General features: G+C 37.9%; 18 protein-coding genes. 9 read left to right on the top strand and 9 right to left on the bottom strand.

Going from position 1 to position 16,439, the window contains the following annotated elements; genetic code table 11:
* The coding region (locus WBM60_RS05320) for a hypothetical protein (RefSeq protein WP_424282832.1) at positions 1 to 1,263 on the top strand (1,263 nt) is incomplete at its 5' end.
* A gap of 107 nt (positions 1,264 to 1,370) precedes the next feature.
* On the opposite strand, the gene WBM60_RS05315 is transcribed toward WBM60_RS05320, so the two are convergent.
* From WBM60_RS05315 to WBM60_RS05295, 5 genes are read right to left on the bottom strand one after another with little or no spacing between them, the layout of a single operon-like run.
* Complete coding sequence (locus WBM60_RS05315) at positions 1,371 to 2,168, bottom strand: TPM domain-containing protein (RefSeq protein WP_424282831.1); 798 nt, start codon at positions 2,166 to 2,168, stop codon at positions 1,371 to 1,373.
* A complete protein-coding gene (locus tag WBM60_RS05310; RefSeq protein ID WP_424261058.1) occupies positions 2,149 to 2,586 on the bottom strand; it encodes a TPM domain-containing protein in 438 nt (145 codons plus the stop codon). The genes WBM60_RS05315 and WBM60_RS05310 overlap by 20 nt, the downstream gene beginning before the upstream one ends.
* A gap of 10 nt (positions 2,587 to 2,596) precedes the next feature.
* Positions 2,597 to 3,196 (bottom strand): LemA family protein, encoded by a 600-nt coding sequence (locus tag WBM60_RS05305; protein ID WP_424261056.1) that lies wholly within the window; start codon positions 3,194 to 3,196, stop codon positions 2,597 to 2,599.
* A 28-nt stretch (positions 3,197 to 3,224) separates the two neighbouring features.
* Positions 3,225 to 3,554, bottom strand: coding sequence for a MerR family transcriptional regulator (locus WBM60_RS05300; RefSeq protein ID WP_299157891.1), 330 nt, complete (start codon positions 3,552 to 3,554; stop codon positions 3,225 to 3,227).
* Entirely contained in the window at positions 3,554 to 4,531 is a 978-nt protein-coding gene (locus tag WBM60_RS05295; RefSeq protein WP_424261053.1) for a M23 family metallopeptidase, read from the bottom strand. Before WBM60_RS05295 ends, WBM60_RS05300 begins: the two co-directional genes overlap by 1 nt.
* A gap of 104 nt (positions 4,532 to 4,635) precedes the next feature.
* Between WBM60_RS05295 and alaS the strand changes: the two genes are divergently transcribed.
* From alaS to WBM60_RS05275, 4 genes are read left to right on the top strand one after another with little or no spacing between them, the layout of a single operon-like run.
* Complete coding sequence (alaS, locus tag WBM60_RS05290; RefSeq protein WP_424261051.1) at positions 4,636 to 7,251, top strand: alanine--tRNA ligase; 2,616 nt, start codon at positions 4,636 to 4,638, stop codon at positions 7,249 to 7,251.
* 5 nt (positions 7,252 to 7,256) lie between these two features.
* Complete coding sequence (locus WBM60_RS05285) at positions 7,257 to 7,916, top strand: hypothetical protein (RefSeq protein ID WP_424282830.1); 660 nt, start codon at positions 7,257 to 7,259, stop codon at positions 7,914 to 7,916.
* Between the two features lie 17 nt (positions 7,917 to 7,933).
* Positions 7,934 to 8,896: a GSCFA domain-containing protein gene (locus WBM60_RS05280; RefSeq protein WP_424278011.1), complete on the top strand. Its 963-nt coding sequence runs from the start codon at positions 7,934 to 7,936 to the stop codon at positions 8,894 to 8,896.
* Positions 8,893 to 9,507, top strand: coding sequence for a DUF4230 domain-containing protein (locus WBM60_RS05275; RefSeq protein ID WP_424261045.1), 615 nt, complete (start codon positions 8,893 to 8,895; stop codon positions 9,505 to 9,507). Before WBM60_RS05280 ends, WBM60_RS05275 begins: the two co-directional genes overlap by 4 nt.
* A 26-nt stretch (positions 9,508 to 9,533) precedes the next feature.
* Here WBM60_RS05275 and WBM60_RS05270 read toward each other — a convergent pair whose 3' ends face one another.
* The 4 genes from WBM60_RS05270 to WBM60_RS05255 form a co-directional block, all read right to left on the bottom strand.
* Positions 9,534 to 10,799, bottom strand: a complete 1,266-nt coding sequence (locus WBM60_RS05270) for an acetylxylan esterase (RefSeq protein WP_424261043.1) — start codon at positions 10,797 to 10,799, stop codon at positions 9,534 to 9,536.
* A gap of 9 nt (positions 10,800 to 10,808) precedes the next feature.
* Positions 10,809 to 12,560, bottom strand: a complete 1,752-nt coding sequence (locus WBM60_RS05265; RefSeq protein WP_424261041.1) for an aromatic amino acid hydroxylase — start codon at positions 12,558 to 12,560, stop codon at positions 10,809 to 10,811.
* A 60-nt stretch (positions 12,561 to 12,620) separates the two neighbouring features.
* On the bottom strand, positions 12,621 to 13,208 hold the full coding sequence (locus WBM60_RS05260; protein WP_424261039.1) for a DUF4136 domain-containing protein: 588 nt from the start codon (positions 13,206 to 13,208) through the stop codon (positions 12,621 to 12,623).
* 76 nt (positions 13,209 to 13,284) lie between these two features.
* Complete coding sequence (locus WBM60_RS05255) at positions 13,285 to 13,443, bottom strand: DUF5522 domain-containing protein (RefSeq protein ID WP_424261037.1); 159 nt, start codon at positions 13,441 to 13,443, stop codon at positions 13,285 to 13,287.
* A gap of 178 nt (positions 13,444 to 13,621) precedes the next feature.
* Between WBM60_RS05255 and WBM60_RS05250 the strand changes: the two genes are divergently transcribed.
* The 4 genes from WBM60_RS05250 to WBM60_RS05235 all read left to right on the top strand — a co-directional run.
* Entirely contained in the window at positions 13,622 to 13,954 is a 333-nt protein-coding gene (locus tag WBM60_RS05250; RefSeq protein WP_424259351.1) for a hypothetical protein, read from the top strand.
* The gene (locus tag WBM60_RS05245; RefSeq protein ID WP_424259352.1) at positions 13,942 to 14,871 is read left to right on the top strand and encodes a 1-aminocyclopropane-1-carboxylate deaminase/D-cysteine desulfhydrase; all 930 of its coding nucleotides are present in this window, start codon (positions 13,942 to 13,944) and stop codon (positions 14,869 to 14,871) included. Before WBM60_RS05250 ends, WBM60_RS05245 begins: the two co-directional genes overlap by 13 nt.
* Positions 14,868 to 15,689, top strand: a complete 822-nt coding sequence (locus WBM60_RS05240; protein ID WP_424259353.1) for a glucosaminidase domain-containing protein — start codon at positions 14,868 to 14,870, stop codon at positions 15,687 to 15,689. Before WBM60_RS05245 ends, WBM60_RS05240 begins: the two co-directional genes overlap by 4 nt.
* A 6-nt stretch (positions 15,690 to 15,695) precedes the next feature.
* Positions 15,696 to 16,439: glutamate-1-semialdehyde 2,1-aminomutase (locus tag WBM60_RS05235; RefSeq protein ID WP_424282829.1), on the top strand; the 744-nt coding region annotated here is incomplete at its 3' end.

The following is a 16,439-nucleotide window of genomic DNA, read 5'->3' as shown; positions in this document are numbered from 1 at the left end:
GCCGTGGTCATAAACAAAACAGACATGGTTCCCTTTTTGTTAAGTGCCTCTACATTGCCAGAGGGGACCATGGCGAACAATCCCTTTAATTCTATTTTCAGTTCGTTTTGGCTGACTCCCTATTTGCGGAATCCCATAGAAGACCCTTACTATTATTTTAACGAGTTTAATCGTGTGAAGCTTTATGAACTGGATTTAATGTTGTTGGTGCAGGGATGGGGCAGTTATGATTGGGAGACAATATTTAAAGATACACCAGCAAACAAATTTGAATTTGAGCAGGGCATCACCATTAAGGGAAGGGCACTGAACGCAAATTTGGATAAAGAAAAGAGTTTGTGGGTGAATGACGGTAGTCCCACCGGCTTTTATTCGTTGGATTTGACCAAAAACAAGGAATTTACAAAAAGTGGATTGGTATTTTATAATAATGATTCGCTGAGATTGGCTTTGACCGATAGAAAAGGAAAACTAAGGGCGCCCGATTTAGAGCTTTCCTTCATACCTCATGTGGAAAGTGAAAATTTAGATTTTTTTGAAAGTAGTGATTACTCTTCAAGCTTGAAATCGAAGTTGACCGAAACTGTTGATGCTCCTCTAAAATTAATGGACAATACAGTACAGTTAGATGAAGTGACCGTTGTTGAAAGAAGGTTGCCACGGAGAAGCAGGTTTTCAGTCGACGCTTTATCCACTGTAAAATTGGTAACCAATGAAGAAATAAATAGGTATGGTAGTTTGGTTGGCTATCTGAGAAAATTAGGGTTTCTAGCGATTATAGAAACCGATGCCTTTGGGTTTACGAAATTGGCAGTCAAAGCCTCTGCCCGCAAGTTGGGAGGCTTTAGGAACATTCCACTATCCCTAAATGGATTTCCTACCGATGGTTCCGATTTGGTGGGTAAGCCTTTATCGGCATTCCAAGCCATTGCTTATGACGATATTAAGCAAGGTTATATAGCTTTTACCAGCAGTGGAGCGTATGTAGACCTCAATGCTCCAAAACGATATATCAAAAGATTAATTACAGATGGCTTCACTAAACCACAGAAGTACTACGAGCCCAAATATGCTTATTATGACTCGACTGTTTTTGAACACTACGGGGCCGTGAATTGGCAAGCTGTACTGTTGTCGGATTCTAAGAACGAAGTTATTTTTTCTTTCCCTAAACAAAAACAGCAAAAGGTCAAGGTGTTTATTGAGGGCATGGGTGCTGATGGTAAACTTCTTTCAACTGTGAAAACCGTTCAGTTGAAGTAATCTGTGTGCGGCGCAGAATTTAATTTGTAGCAATAAGTATTATGACAATTTTTAATTATTTCATTCTTTTACATCTTATTTTCGATTTCTCATTTTGTATTTCCATATCACCAGCCTCCGGACGAACCACCTCCACCAAAGCCTCCACCTCCGAAGCCTCCGCTAAAGCCACCACCTCCAAAACCTCCGCTTCCAAATCCACCTCCGGAAGAACCCGAATTATATCCGCCCCTGCCCATATTGCTCAGGATGATGATATCCCAAAGATCCAATCCTTTTTTTCGGCCTCTACCTTTGCCTCCGCCACCTCTTTTGTTACGGCTGCTAAGAATAATGATGATTACTATAAAAATAATAATGGGCAGAAAGGCTCCAAAAGGAAAGTTTCCATCCCCTTCAGGAGGGCGTTCTTCTTTAAATTCACCGGTTAATACACTAAAGATGGCATCAGATCCTTTATCTAATCCGGCATAGTAATCCCCTTCTTTAAATTCAGGAATAATTATGTTTTCAATGATTCTTTTTGACAAAGCATCCGTAAGTGTTGCTTCTACGCCATAACCCGTGTTAATAGCTACCCTTCGGTCTTCCCTCGCCAGAAGGATCAGAATACCGTTGTCCTCAACTGCCTGCCCTATTCCCCATGCTTCTCCCCATTGTGCACCCAGGTAGTTGATGTTTTCACCTTCCGTTGATTTTATTATGGCAACAACTATTTGTGTGGAAGTGCTGTCGGAATAACTAATTAATTTTTGTTCCAAAGCATTTTTATCCGAATTGGATAACAATCCATAATAATCGTATACACTGGTCTGGAGTTTTGGTTTTTCAGGAATTGTAAATTGTGCAAAAACAGTGCTCCCGGATAAAAAGAATAAAATAAGACTAAGCCTTAGATACTTCATTGCTCAATTCATTTGAATCATTAGGTTTCCAAGGAAAGTGAGCCTTCAATTCTTCTCCCGCCATGAGGATTCCATTAATAATACCTTCTTTAAATTTTCCTTCTTTGAAACTCTTCTGAATAACGTCTTTAGTGGAATTCCAAAAGTTTTCAGGAACCACTTTGTCAATCCCTTTATCTCCGCAGATTACAAATTTCTTGTCGCCAACAGCGACATAAATTAACACGCCATTACTTTCCTTGGTATTATCCATTTTCAGCAAATGAAATACTTCCTGGGCTCGAATATAATGATCAAGAGAGGTCGAAATTTCTAAATGGACCCTGATTTCACCGGAAGTATTTTTTTCCGACTCAAGAATTGCATCTACAATCTCCTGTTCTTCATCAGTGGTTAAGAAATCTTCTACTTTGGACATAAGCGCTGAATTACTTGAATTCAAAATCCACATCGGGGGCATTTTCAGAACCAGGATTCGCCTGGTACCTGGCCATTTCATCAAATCCAAACCAACCGGCTAAAATTTTATTGGGAAATTTTGAAGTATAGATGTCATAGATATTAACTTGTTCATTAAATCTATCCCTTGCCACATTAATTCGGTTTTCTGTCCCTTCGAGTTGAGACTGCAATTCAAGGAAATTTTGATTTGCCTTTAAATCCGGATATCTCTCTACAGTAACTAATAAACGTGATAAAGCTGAAGACAATCCCGTTTGTGCTTCCTGAAAAGCAGCCATTTTCTCCGGCGTGAGATTATCCACGTCTATAGTGGTTGAAGTGGCCTTCGCACGAGCCTCAATGACATCGGTCAGAGTTCCTCTTTCGAAATCTGCGGCACCCTGTACCGTTTTCACCAAATTCCCAATCAGATCATTTCTTCTTTGATAAGAACTTTCAACATTAGACCATGCCGTTTTGGCATTAGCTTCATATTCTACTGAGGTATTGTTAAATCCAACGGCCCATTGATAAACAACAAATGCTAAGACCACAAGGATAATTACGGGAATTAACCATTTTTTCATAATTGTGTAATTAAGTTATAGTATTGGTTTAAAGTTGACTTTTTATTTTGATCAGCTCTGACCTAATTCGCTCGAGCTTTTGTATAATTTCAAAATTTGATAATGTCTTTTGTCTTTCTTCGCGTAAATGAGTTTTAGCACCTTCAAGCGTAAATCCACGTTCCTTAACTAAATGGTATATTAGTTGGAGATTTTGAATATCTTTTGGAGTGAACTTCCGGTTGCCTTTTGCATTTTTTTTGGGTTGTATGACATCAAATTCCTTCTCCCAGAATCGAATAAGGGAAGTATTTACATCAAATGCCCTGGCAACTTCGCCAATTCCATAATAACGTTTTTCTGGCAATTCTATATACATTAATCCAGTGATTGATTTTCCTGAGTTGCGTATTTAAGCATGTTTTCAAATTCTTCGGCAGATAAACTTCCGTAATAAAAATTTATTGGATTTATACGCTCTCCTTCTTTCCATACCTCATAGTGCACGTGAGGTGCTTCAGATCTGCCCGTGCTTCCCACAAAACCTATAAGGTCTCCCCGCTTCACTTTTTGGTTCCGCTTTACATTGTATTTACTTAGATGGCCGTATAGGGTCATATACCCATATCCATGATCTATCCGGATATGCTTGCCGTAACCGGAGGCATTATTATCTGCGCGTTTCACCACGCCATCTCCGGAAGCATAGATGGGTGTGCCCTTGGGAGCCGTAAAATCCATACCCCGATGCATTTTTCTTGCCTTGGTAAAAGGGTCTGAACGCCATCCAAATCCGGAAGCCATACGTGTAAGTTCTTCGTTATTCACGGGTTGTATGGCCGGGATGGCCGCTAAAAGTTTTTCTTTTTCCTCTGCCAGCTTGGTTATTTCATCCAGAGATTTAGATTGAATTACCATCTGTTTTTGTATGATATCCAGCCGTTTGGTAGTGGAAATTATCATCTCAGAATTATTAAATCCTTCCAAAGATTTATATCTGTTTACCCCTCCAAAACCCGCCTTGCGCTGTTCTTCCGGAATAGGATTGGCCTCAAAATAAAGCCGGTAAATATTATTATCCCTGTCTTCAATATTCCCGAGAACATACTCTATTTGCTCCATCTTTTTATTTAGAAGCTCAAATTGCAATTCATAATTCTTGGCTTCTCTTTGTAATGAAAGTTCTCTGGGAGTATTTAATAGATTTGTATTTAGCAAAAGAATTAAACCAAGCAAACCTGAGATTACAGAACCCACCGAAAAGAGGAAAATATTCCTGTAACGCCGAGATTTCTTTGGCTCTATCTTTCGATATGAAAGGGTATCCGGATCGTAATAATATTTTACCTTAGACATGAATGGATTTTATCCTATTTTTGTTCTTTCGTCTTATCAAAACAAACAAATATAAAAATTGTTTTGTACAAACCATTAAATTTAATAAAACCTTGTCAAATTAGATGACTTCCAAGGAAATAAGAGCAAATTTTTTAAATTTTTTTAAGGAAAAAAACCACAAAATTGTCCCTTCTGCACCTATGGTCATCAAGGATGACCCTACCTTGATGTTTACCAATGCAGGAATGAATCAATTCAAGGAGTTTTTTTTAGGCAATTCACCAATAAAAAACCCAAGAATTGCAGATACACAAAAGTGCCTTCGCGTGAGTGGTAAACACAATGATCTTGAAGAAGTGGGTAAAGACACCTACCATCACACCATGTTTGAAATGCTTGGCAATTGGAGCTTTGGAGATTATTTCAAAGAAGAAGCCATAAACTGGGCATGGGAATTCCTTACCAAGGTTTGTAAAATTGACAAGAATAGCCTTTATGTATCTGTATTTGAGGGTAGTGCTGATTCTGACAAACTGGAAATGGACACGGAAGCGTACAATTTGTGGAAACGCATTGTGCCGGAAGACAGAATTATTAAGGGAGACAAAAAGGATAATTTTTGGGAAATGGGGGAGCAGGGGCCATGCGGTCCTTCTTCGGAAATACATGTAGATATACGTTCTAAAGAAGAAAAGGAAAAGATAGACGGGGCTACACTGGTAAACAAGGATCATCCGCAGGTAGTGGAGATTTGGAACCTGGTTTTTATTCAATACAATCGAAAGGCAAATGGCACACTGGAACCACTTCCTAAAAAACATGTAGACACGGGAATGGGTTTTGAACGTCTTTGTATGGTTTTGCAGAACGTACAATCTAATTATGATACCGATATTTTTGCACCCCTAATCAGGGAAATTGAAACGATTACAAATACTACCTACGGGAAGAACGAAGAAACAGATATTGCCATTCGTGTTATTGCCGATCATGTTAGGGCAGTAGCCTTCTCCATAGCGGACGGACAATTACCAAGTAATACCGGGGCCGGTTATGTGATTCGTAGAATTTTGAGGCGAGCTGTTCGCTATGGATTTACCTTTTTGAACACAAAAGAACCTTTTATGTTCCGTTTGATAGGGTCTTTAGGATCTATCCTAGGAGATACATATACGGAGTTAATAGACTCCCGAAATGGTATCGAAAATGTAATGCGCGAAGAAGAGACTTCTTTTCTTAAGACCCTAGAACAAGGTCTGTTTTTATTAGATAATGTTCTGGAGAGTGCTAAGGGGAAGGTAATTGATGGCAGAAAAGCTTTTGAACTTTATGACACTTTTGGATTTCCTATAGACCTGACGGAATTGATTCTTAGTGAAAAAGGATTTGAATTAGATAAGGCAGGTTTTGAGATGGCTATGAAGGAACAAAAAAACCGTTCAAAAGCAGCCTCAGAAATATCTAAAGAAGACTGGACGATTCTCCTGGATGATTCAGAACAAGAGTTTGTTGGTTATGATATGATTGAAGCCCAGGTGAAATTAGTCAAGTATAGAAAAGTAATATCTAAAAAAGAAGGTGCTCTTTATCAAATGGTATTTAACCAAACCCCATTTTATCCAGAAGGAGGGGGGCAAGCCGGGGATAAAGGTTATTTGGAAGTTCCTAATGGCGATGTAGTTTATATCCTTGATACAAAAAAGGAGAATAATGAAATTCTACATTTTTCAAAAAATCTACCAAGACATCCTGCCGAAACTATGAGGGCGGTTGTGGATAGTCTTTATCGGGAAAGAATATCCAAGAATCATTCTGCCACTCATTTGCTTCACCAGGGTTTAAGACAAATATTAGGAAACCATGTTGAGCAAAAAGGATCTGCTGTACTTGCCAATTATTTGCGATTTGATTTCTCTCATTTCACTAAAATGACAGAGGAAGAACTTGCTGAGGTTGAGGATTTTGTAAATGCGAGGATTTCTGCTCAGATTCCCTTGAAAGAAAAACGTAATGTCCCGGTAAAAGAAGCCCTGGAGGAAGGTGCTATGGCCCTTTTTGGCGAAAAGTATGGTGATACGGTACGGAGTGTGCGCTTTGGTAATTCCATTGAACTTTGCGGAGGGACCCATGTAAAAAACACCAGCTCCATATGGCATTTTAAAATAGTTTCCGAAGGGGCTATTGCAGCCGGAATAAGAAGAATAGAAGCTATTACTGGTGATGCAGTAAGAAAGTCATATGAAAAGAATGATAAAGTCTTGCAAGAAATACAGGATCAATTAAAAGGGACCAAAGATCCTTTAAAGGCTCTGATATCTTTGCAAGATGAAAATACAAAACTCAAGAAGGAAGTGCAGGAACTTCTAAAACTAAAAGCTAAAAATCTTCAAACGACCTTAGTCCAAAAAATTGAGGAAATAAATGGGGTACAATTCCTGGCACATAAAATAGATTTAAATGCTTCAGGCATGAAGGACCTTTCTTTTGAAATGGGGAAAGACCGGAAAAACCTTTTCCTTTTACTCGCAATGGAGCAGGCCGGCAAAGTGACCATATCATGTTATATATCTAAAGAACTGGTTCAATCAAGAAACCTTAATGCAGGACAGATTGTACGAGAATTAGGGAAATATATAGATGGAGGAGGAGGGGGTCAGCCATTCTTTGCCACAGCCGGAGGTAAAAATGCAGAAGGGATTCCCATGGCATTGGAAAAAGCAAAGGAGTACCTAAAATAAAACAGATGAGACTTTTTAAATCCAATCTACTAAACTGGAAATATATTTTGGGTGAGATCTTATTGATATTCTTTGGTATTAGCCTGGCTATTTGGTTTAATAACTGGAATGAGGATAGTAAGATAAATACAAATAAGAAAATTGCCCTAGATAAAATAGAGGATGAAATTCAAAATAATTTAGGGGAATTGCGAGCCGCGAGGGAGGTAAATACTAAAATTCCAAAAGCGATAGCAAACTACAAAGAATTTGTTTTGAAAGGTGATGGGTATGCGGTTTCTGAGATATCCAAAATGCAAGATTTCCAAAAAGAATATTCGGGCTTTTTCCAAATAAAGGATTCTGTAAGGATTAATGACACGGTATACAGATATCTTGGAGATACTAAGATTAATATTGAGCTTACAGAATTATCAGAAATAGCATGGGAAACTTCCAGGCATATGGGAATAGCCAATGAGTTTGGTTATGAATGCCTTTATGAACTGGAAAATATGTACAATATTCAGCGTTTGGTCCAAAATGAAATAAATAAGGCTGCTGAGGCGCTTCAAAATCAGGAAATTGATCGACTTATTCGAATTCTTGGATTTATAAGTCAGTTAGATGAGCAGCTGGAATCGGATTATAATTCAATGTTAGGACATATCACCGATTGTTTATAACGCCAGCACAAAACAGGATGAAACTTCAAACAATAGTACCTTTGAAATCAGAGGATAAGCAGATAGATTATCAAAGCTCTTTGTTGCTTCTAGGATCTTGTTTTGTCGAAAATATTGGAGAGAAAATCAAATATTATCAATTTCAAACCCTTCAAAACCCTTTTGGCATATTGTTCCACCCGAGAGCAATAGAAAACTTGATAATTCGTGCAATAGAGGAAAAGGCTTATGTCGACGCTGATGTTTTTTATTACAATGAACGCTGGCACTGTTTTGATGCACATTCAGACCTGAGTGATCCATCTAAAGAGAACCTGCTTAGCAATTTAAATAGTGCCCTCCTTTATACGAGAAATCAGCTCAGTAAGGCCACTCATACATTAATTACATTGGGTACTGCCTGGGTTTACAAAGATGTTAAAACTGAGAAAAGGGTTGCCAACTGCCATAAACTGCCACAAAAACAATTTACAAAAGAGTTTCTTGCAGAAAGTGAAATTGAAGAAAGTCTTGACAGCATAATTTCAAATATCAGAAAGGTAAATGTGAATGCTACGGTGATTTTTACAATTTCCCCGGTTAGGCACTTAAAGGATGGATTTGTAGAAAATCAACGAAGTAAAGCAAGTTTGATTACAGGTTTGGGCAAGATTGTGGGATCAGCCTCATCAAATAAAAACCTGCATTATTTTCCTGCCTATGAAATTATGCTGGACGAGCTAAGGGACTATAGATTTTATGCTGAGGATATGGTGCACCCCAATAATCTGGCAATTGACTATATCTGGGAAAAATTCAAAAGTGTCTGGATTTCTGAGAAGGCAGACCAAATAATGAAAGTAGTTCAGGAAATACAGAAAGGATTAGCCCACAGACCTTTTAATGAGAAGGCAGAGCAGCATCAATTATTTTTGAAGTCGCTAAATGAGAAAATTTTGGTTGTAAAAAAGGAGTACCCATTTATGAATTTCGATATATGAAGCGAGTTTTAGTAGGAATAGTTATTGCAATGGCCATGATTTTGATTTTTCAATCCTGGAACAAGGGTAAGGAGGAAAAATCTATTTTAAAGGAGAATAGTTTGCTTATTCAACAGCAGATTAAAAATGTTTCCAAGATAATAGTCACCGAGGGTCATTTTTCCGAGGTATACAGTTATAAAGATTCTCAACTGTTGTTTGGTCCTTATTTTACTGCAGATAAAAGAGCTTTAGTAGTAGTGAATGCTGAAGTTACTGTTGCTTATGATCTAAGTGAGATTAATTTTGAAGTAGACGAAACTACCAAAACCCTTAGGGTAACAAATATTCCAGAACCGGAGATTAAAATTAATCCGGATTTTGAGTATTATGATGTGACCGCAGATTATTTTAATCCGTTTGACGCTGAAGATTATAATAAGATCAAGAATAATGTAAAAGCTTCCCTTCAAAAAAAAGTAGAAGCTTCTTCTTTGCAAAAGAATGCAGAAAACAGATTAATAAGTGAACTCTCTAAGTTTTATATTCTCACCAATTCATTGGGATGGACGCTTTCCTATAATAATAAAATTGTTAAAGAAGATATTTTCGAAATTTTCTCTCCGAACTGATTTTATTCGCACCAAAAATTTATTGCTTAATCAAATTGTTCAACCGCCCATTTGATATACTGTTCCCAGTCGTATTCAGTAACATCGTGTTTACCGGTTCGAATATGATAGGCCACCGTATTTTGGATTGGAGAATTCACACCGGGCATTTTATTTGATGAGATGCCTGCTTCTCCAAATAATGAATAAACAGCAGTGGCGTAGTACGCAGAAAGAAATTCTCCTTTAGGGTCTGCCCATTGATCTTCCTTTGCACTGGCAACATATAAAGGCCTTGGAGCAATTAAAGCCAGTAATTCATGTTGATCTACGGGTAGTTCTTCTTCCGCATTGTTGTATTTTTTAAAATTCCCGGAGAACCAATAAGGAAAATTTTCATTTATTTGAGCTACCGTCTCCCCGAATTTGCGTTTAGATAAGGCAGCTCCGCCGCAACCTGAATCGTTGGAAATAACTCCTGCAAATCTTTCATCCATTGCACCGGCCCATAATGCAGCTTTACCCAATCTGGAATGTCCAAAAACGATAACCCTTGATTTATCAACTTCCTTGTCATTTGCCAGGTAGTCCATGGCTCTGCTCAAAGCCCAGGCCCAGGCTCCAATGCCTCCCCATTCTTCTTTGGCCGGCCTTTTCTGGCCTTCAGTATAGAACAATGAATGAAGCCCATCTGTAAAATCATTTTTGTCGGGATCTATTTCTCCATAGTAAATGGTTGCCAGACCAAAACCGGCTTCAATCATTCTGGATATCGCCCATCTACCGGATCGTAATCCCCTACTTTCTTCAGTTAAGGTATGGTTAGTAATGCCTATTGATTCATTATTCAGAGACCAGGCTTTTGAGATGATTATAGCCGGATCGTTAATAACTGTATGATTTCCATGAAAATTATAACCCAAAAACACAGGAGCCCGGGAAACTTCCTTTGGCAGGTATAAAAGTATCATGAAGCTTAATGTTTTGCTATTTTTTGTAATGGTTGCCTTTATTTGTCTTCGTTTGGCAAGTCCGCCGAGCGCGGAGTTGCTTTCTTCTACAACTTCAAAAGCAATACCATCAAAAGTTCCGGGAACTTTTCCAAAAACCTGAGATTCAAAGAAATTAATCAGTTCTGGTCTTCTTAATTCGTTCCAGGAGGAACTTGTCAGAATTTGTTTTTTAGAAAAAGTAGTCAACGGATCGGGCAGGTCAAACTCCGGGACTTTAGATTCTTCATAATTAGCAACAAATTGAGCATTCATAGTTTGAAGAGCAAGGATTACAAAAGCTGATAAGATATAATATCTCATAATTAATTATTAATTAACCAATTGGCCATCAACCAATGATAATCCGTCATCTATTAAATGTCCCACTTTTGGATTATTAAGTTTAACGGTCTCCAAATGAGAATGGATTTGTTGTGCAAATCCAAGGTCATTATTGTTTTTGGCCAATTCGTAGAGTTCAATAGATAAAAGCCAGTCATTCGGATACTTCTCACATATTTCTTTAAACACTTTGTTTCTTGATATAGTTGTGTTACTACCTTCACGATAGTCTCGTATCTGTTTATAATACTGCTCCAGTTTTTTACGAGCTCCAGATTTTATTGGTTTTATTGTTTCTGAGGAAATTTCGTGGGTAACTAAATCGAAACTACTGAGGTCTGCAGGGCCGTTGAAAGCTGATACTATATGTTCTCCCACAGCCATATGATACAAACCGGATTCTGATTTAAAAAGCACTTCTTTGCCATGGGTTACCGTACAATTGCGGAACGTTATCAGAATAATTTTACCCATTAGATTGCGTTTCCCTGTTATAATTTCGCCATCTACCTTAATATCTCCTTCAAATTCAAGTGAAATAGTTTCACCTTCATAGATCTTATACGCTTTCAGATCTCGTGGGCTCATATCTTCTATGGCCAGATTAATGCCTTTGAGCTTCCCGACAGGTGAACCAAAACCTTTGGGATGATCAAGCCTGCTATGTCCAACCAGTTCCTTTTCCCTGTACGACAAAGCGGTCTCGCCATGTGTCTGAAGATATACTGGTTTATCGTCATTTGAGATTACCATACTGAATATTCCGGATATCTGTATCCCGGTACTCAGCTCTACTGTTCCCAATTCTTTAGCATTGATTAATTTGGTTACCCCGGAAAGCCCCCCTTTTCTTAAAGACATAGAATTGGCAAATTCTTCAAGAACCTGACTCAGATACGCAAAATCGGGAGTTACAAATAGTTGAGGTTGGGGTTGGGTAATATCAAAAGAAGTGTGTGCTGCTTCTATGCTGTATGGAATTTTTTTTACTTTCTCTGTCATGCACCAGGCACTCTCGCCAATGGAGGATAATAGTCCCGCACCATAAATTTTTGGTTCTTCCACAGTTCCAATTAGCCCGTATTCTACAGTCCACCAATGTAAATTTCTAATAAGGGCCATTTCACTGGGCTCGCCCATATTTTGCTGTAATTCTTCGATGTGTTTCTCCGCTTTCTGAATATCAACCAGGGGAGTCCCTGCAGCTTCTTTTATTATGGAGAGATATCTGACAGCCTCATAAAGTTCATAATCCTTTGCGCTGGAAATAGCCTTCGATCCTATTTCACCAAACCTTCTTAAATATTCTGCATATTCAGGATTTGCTATGATTGGTGCATGTCCGGCTCCTTCATGGATAATATCGGGTGCCGGGGTGTATTCAATATGCTCAAGTTGTCTTATGTCTGAGGCAATAACAAGCACATTATAGGCCTGAAATTCCATAAAGGCTGCCGGAGGAATAAACCCATCTACGGCAACTGCAGCCCATCCAATTTCTTTTAAAATGCGATTCATCCCGTACATATTAGGAATGTGATCTACAGAAATTCCGGTTTTATGAAGTCCGTCTACATATGATTTATGGGCTACAGTACTCAGATAGTCCACATTTTTTCGCATAACATAACGCCAGACAGCCTGGTCTATGGCTGAATAATCCTCATAGTCCTGAGGTTTAATATATTGTTTAAGATGAGTGGGAAGTTTATCTAAAATAGGGTTACTTTCAAAAGACATAACGGTTCATTAATGCCTTATAAAGATACAAAAAACCGCCCAAAGCGGGCGGTTATAAATTTAATTTGCTGCAATAACCTCCGGCGGATACTGTTGCAATATTTGCGATACAAATAGGCGAATACGTTTCTCTTTTTTCTCTATATTTTTCGTATTATTCAGGGTGCCAACACCTCTACCCTGCCAAACTAATTCTTTTTTTGCGGTATCTATTAAATCAATATATAAAGAACCTTCCGTTCTTGTACTTACATTATTGCCATAATAACCGGGTCCCCAAAAATAGGGATTGTAGTAGCCGTAATAACCTGGCCAGCCCCAGCCCCAGCCCCAGCCATAACCATAACCCCAGCCGTTATACACATCTACCTCTACTCTTTCATTTGTAAAAATACTTATAAGAAGATCAGGCTCATCAGACTTAATAAAGCCAAGAGAATCCATTTCCGTTTCAATTGCCCTTAAGATTCGTTTCTTGTCCAGATCGGAAATCTGAGCCCTGTCTATTCCCGTTTTGTAAAACGCATAACTTTTATATGCCGTAAAATCGGTTTGCCTATCGTAATCTGATAAAACATTAACCGAAGCACAGGAACTTAAGAAGAGAATGAATAGTATTGGAACAGCAATTATTTTTAACTTTTTCATAATAATACTATTTGGGTTTGTCAACCATTAAGAATAAGAATAACAGCACAATTATCATGCCAAATACACAGGCAAATTACTGTGTATTTGTCTTTGCATTATATCCATAAGGACAATGCCTGCAGCTACTCTCGCAACAATACCCGCGCTTAAGATGATATTCTTTTGTGAAAACGCGATAGCCCTCTTCAGATAAGTAAAAATCACCTTCTTCCGGCGGTAATATCTTTTTCATAGATGCAAAATTACGAGATTATTGTTAATAAAATAGTTCACGAAAATTCAAAGCCCGATAAAATAACACAGATCCTATTGATGTCATCTTAACGAAAATGTTGGTAAGCTCTCCTAATTTATGGGTTAAAATAAAATTTAACAATTATATTTGTTAAAAGCTGCTTATACAATTGCTTATGATTGTGATAATTAGACGTTTTTTTTACAAGGATTATGTGGGCTTGTCTTTATGGCCGTTTATTATTCTCAAGAATGTTCAGTTAAAACAAGATGCTGTTTTAATTAATCACGAAAGGATTCATTTACAACAACAACAGGAACTTCTTATACTTCCTTTTTATTTTTTATATATCTCAGAATGGTTGCTTAGATCATTGCTTTATTTTGACAGCTATAAGGCATATCAAAATATTAGTTTTGAACGCGAGGCCTATCAAAATGAAATAAATATGGAATACCTTGAAACGAGAAAACGTTTTAGCTTTATTAAATATTTTTGGAGCCATTAAGCCAGGGAGTTGTGTTGGTCACCAATCAAAAAATATACCTTCCCCTCTTAGAAAAAAAGAAAGTAGAACTTCATATAAAGCGAGAGGATTTGATACATCCTCAAATTTCGGGTAATAAATATCGTAAACTTAAATACAATCTACTAAAGGCTAAGGAATTGAAGTATGATGCCATCCTAACTTTCGGTGGTGCTTATTCCAATCATATTGTTGCAACTGCCTATGCAGGCAAGGTGAACGGGATGAAAACCGTAGGGGTAATTAGAGGGGAGGAATTAAGGGATTCATGGACAAGTAATCCAACTTTATCTGCTGCAAATAAGCAAGGCATGAAGTTTAAATTTGTCTCCAGGGCAGACTACAGGAAAAAGGAGACCGAGGCATTTTATGATGATTTAAAGGCGGAATTTGGGAATTTCTATATGGTTCCTGAAGGCGGTACAAACAAATTAGCGGTTAAAGGATGTGAAGAGATTCTTACGCCAACAGACAGCGAATTTGATGTAATCTGCTGCGCTGTTGGAACCGGAGGTACTTTGGCCGGAATTATTAATTCGGCTACGCCCAACCAGCGCGTAATAGGTTTTCCTGCTCTTAAAGGCGACTTTTTAAAGAAAGATATTTGTAAATTTGTCGAAAATGGGAACTGGGATTTATGTACAGATTACCATTTTGGAGGCTATGCCAGGGTTGATGAATCATTAATATCGTTTATAAATGAAATGAATCAAAACCTTGGAATACCCCTGGATCCGGTTTATACGGGAAAAATGATTTACGGTATATTAGACATGATTACTAACGATTATTTTAAACCCAAGACTAAAATATTGGCTATTCATACCGGTGGATTGCAAGGAATAGCAGGAATGAATTTATATTTGAAAAGCAAAAATTTACCCATAATCGATATATGAAACACGCTACGCTGGCAGTTGTTTTGGTTTTTTTACTTCTAAGTTGTGGAACTAAAAAAAGAACTACCTATTCCAAAAAATCATCATCCGAGGTTGTAAAGTCTAACAAAACCAATGAAGATTATACAAAGTTTCCTTTTCCCGAGGATGCCAAAAAGTTTACGTACTTTTCCACGTCATCGATAGAAGAATATTTAGTTACCTATTCAGAAATAGCGCAATTTGAAATGAAGGCCTATGGCATACCGGCAAGTATTACTTTGGCTCAGGGTATTTTGGAAAGCGGCTATGGTATGGGAAGACTTACCTTAAAGACTAATAATCATTTTGGGATTAAATGTCATAACAGTTGGGATGGGGAGTTTGAGTATCACGATGATGATGAAAAAGGCGAGTGTTTTAGAAAATACAATCATCCAATGTACTCATTTCGTGATCATAGTATTTTTCTTTCATCTAGGGCTCGCTATGCGTCCCTTTTTGAATTAAGGCGAGATGATTATAAAGGATGGGCAAAAGGGCTTAAGAAAGCGGGTTATGCCACTGATAAAAGTTATCCTCAAAAATTGATTTCCTTTATTGAAAGGTATCAGCTCTACAAATACGACAAGGAAGTTTTGGCTCAGGGATATCAGGTTCAGGCAGAACCTAAAAAATATGATTACAAAAAGCATGTTGTCCAAAAAGGAGACACTTTATATTCTATATCCAGAGCCTATTTTATTTCTGTCGATGAGTTGATGAAACTCAACGGCATGAACTCCAGTAACTTGTCTGTTGGACAGGAACTGAAGATTAAATCTGAAAGAGTAAAATAAATTAGTATGATTTATCAGAGAAGCAGTGCCTTATTTGCTGAGGCTAAGAAATATATTCCGGGAGGTGTAAATTCACCGGTCCGTGCTTTTAATGCAGTTGGAGGTGATCCTGTTTTTATAGAAAGGGCCAAAGGAGCTTATTTATACGATGTGGATGGAAATAAGTTAATTGACTATATTTCTTCCTGGGGGCCATTGATTTTGGGGCATGCTTATGAACCCGTAATTAATGCAGTGATTAATAAAGCTAAGCTTGGTACTTCTTTTGGAATGCCTACAGAAATAGAGACAGAACTAGCTCAATTGGCAGTTTCTATGGTTCCCAATATTGATAAGATTAGATTTGTAAATAGCGGAACAGAAGCTTGTATGAGTGCCATTCGTCTGGCCCGCGGATTTACAGGAAAAGATAAGATTATAAAATTTGCCGGATGTTATCACGGGCATTCGGATTCTTTTTTAATTCAGGCCGGAAGCGGTGCCGTAACATTTGGTAGTCCTAATAGTCCCGGAGTAACCAAAGGTACTGCTAAGGATACCTTATTGGCAGAATATAATAACCTGGAAAGTGTGATTACGTTGATTGCGGCTAACAAGGGTGAAATTGCCGCAGTTATCATAGAGCCCATAGCTGGTAATATGGGTTGTATTGTTCCGTCAGATTCTTTTATGGAGGGGCTTAGAAAGATCTGCACTGAGGAAAATATGCTGTTGGTTTTTGATGAAGTAATGACAGGATTTCGCCTGGGT

Source organism: Eudoraea sp. (assembly GCF_049669105.1).
Lineage (GTDB): Bacteria > Bacteroidota > Bacteroidia > Flavobacteriales > Flavobacteriaceae > Eudoraea.
The sequence above is the reverse complement of the archived record's forward strand: the minus strand, read 5'-3'. Positions and strand labels throughout refer to the sequence as shown.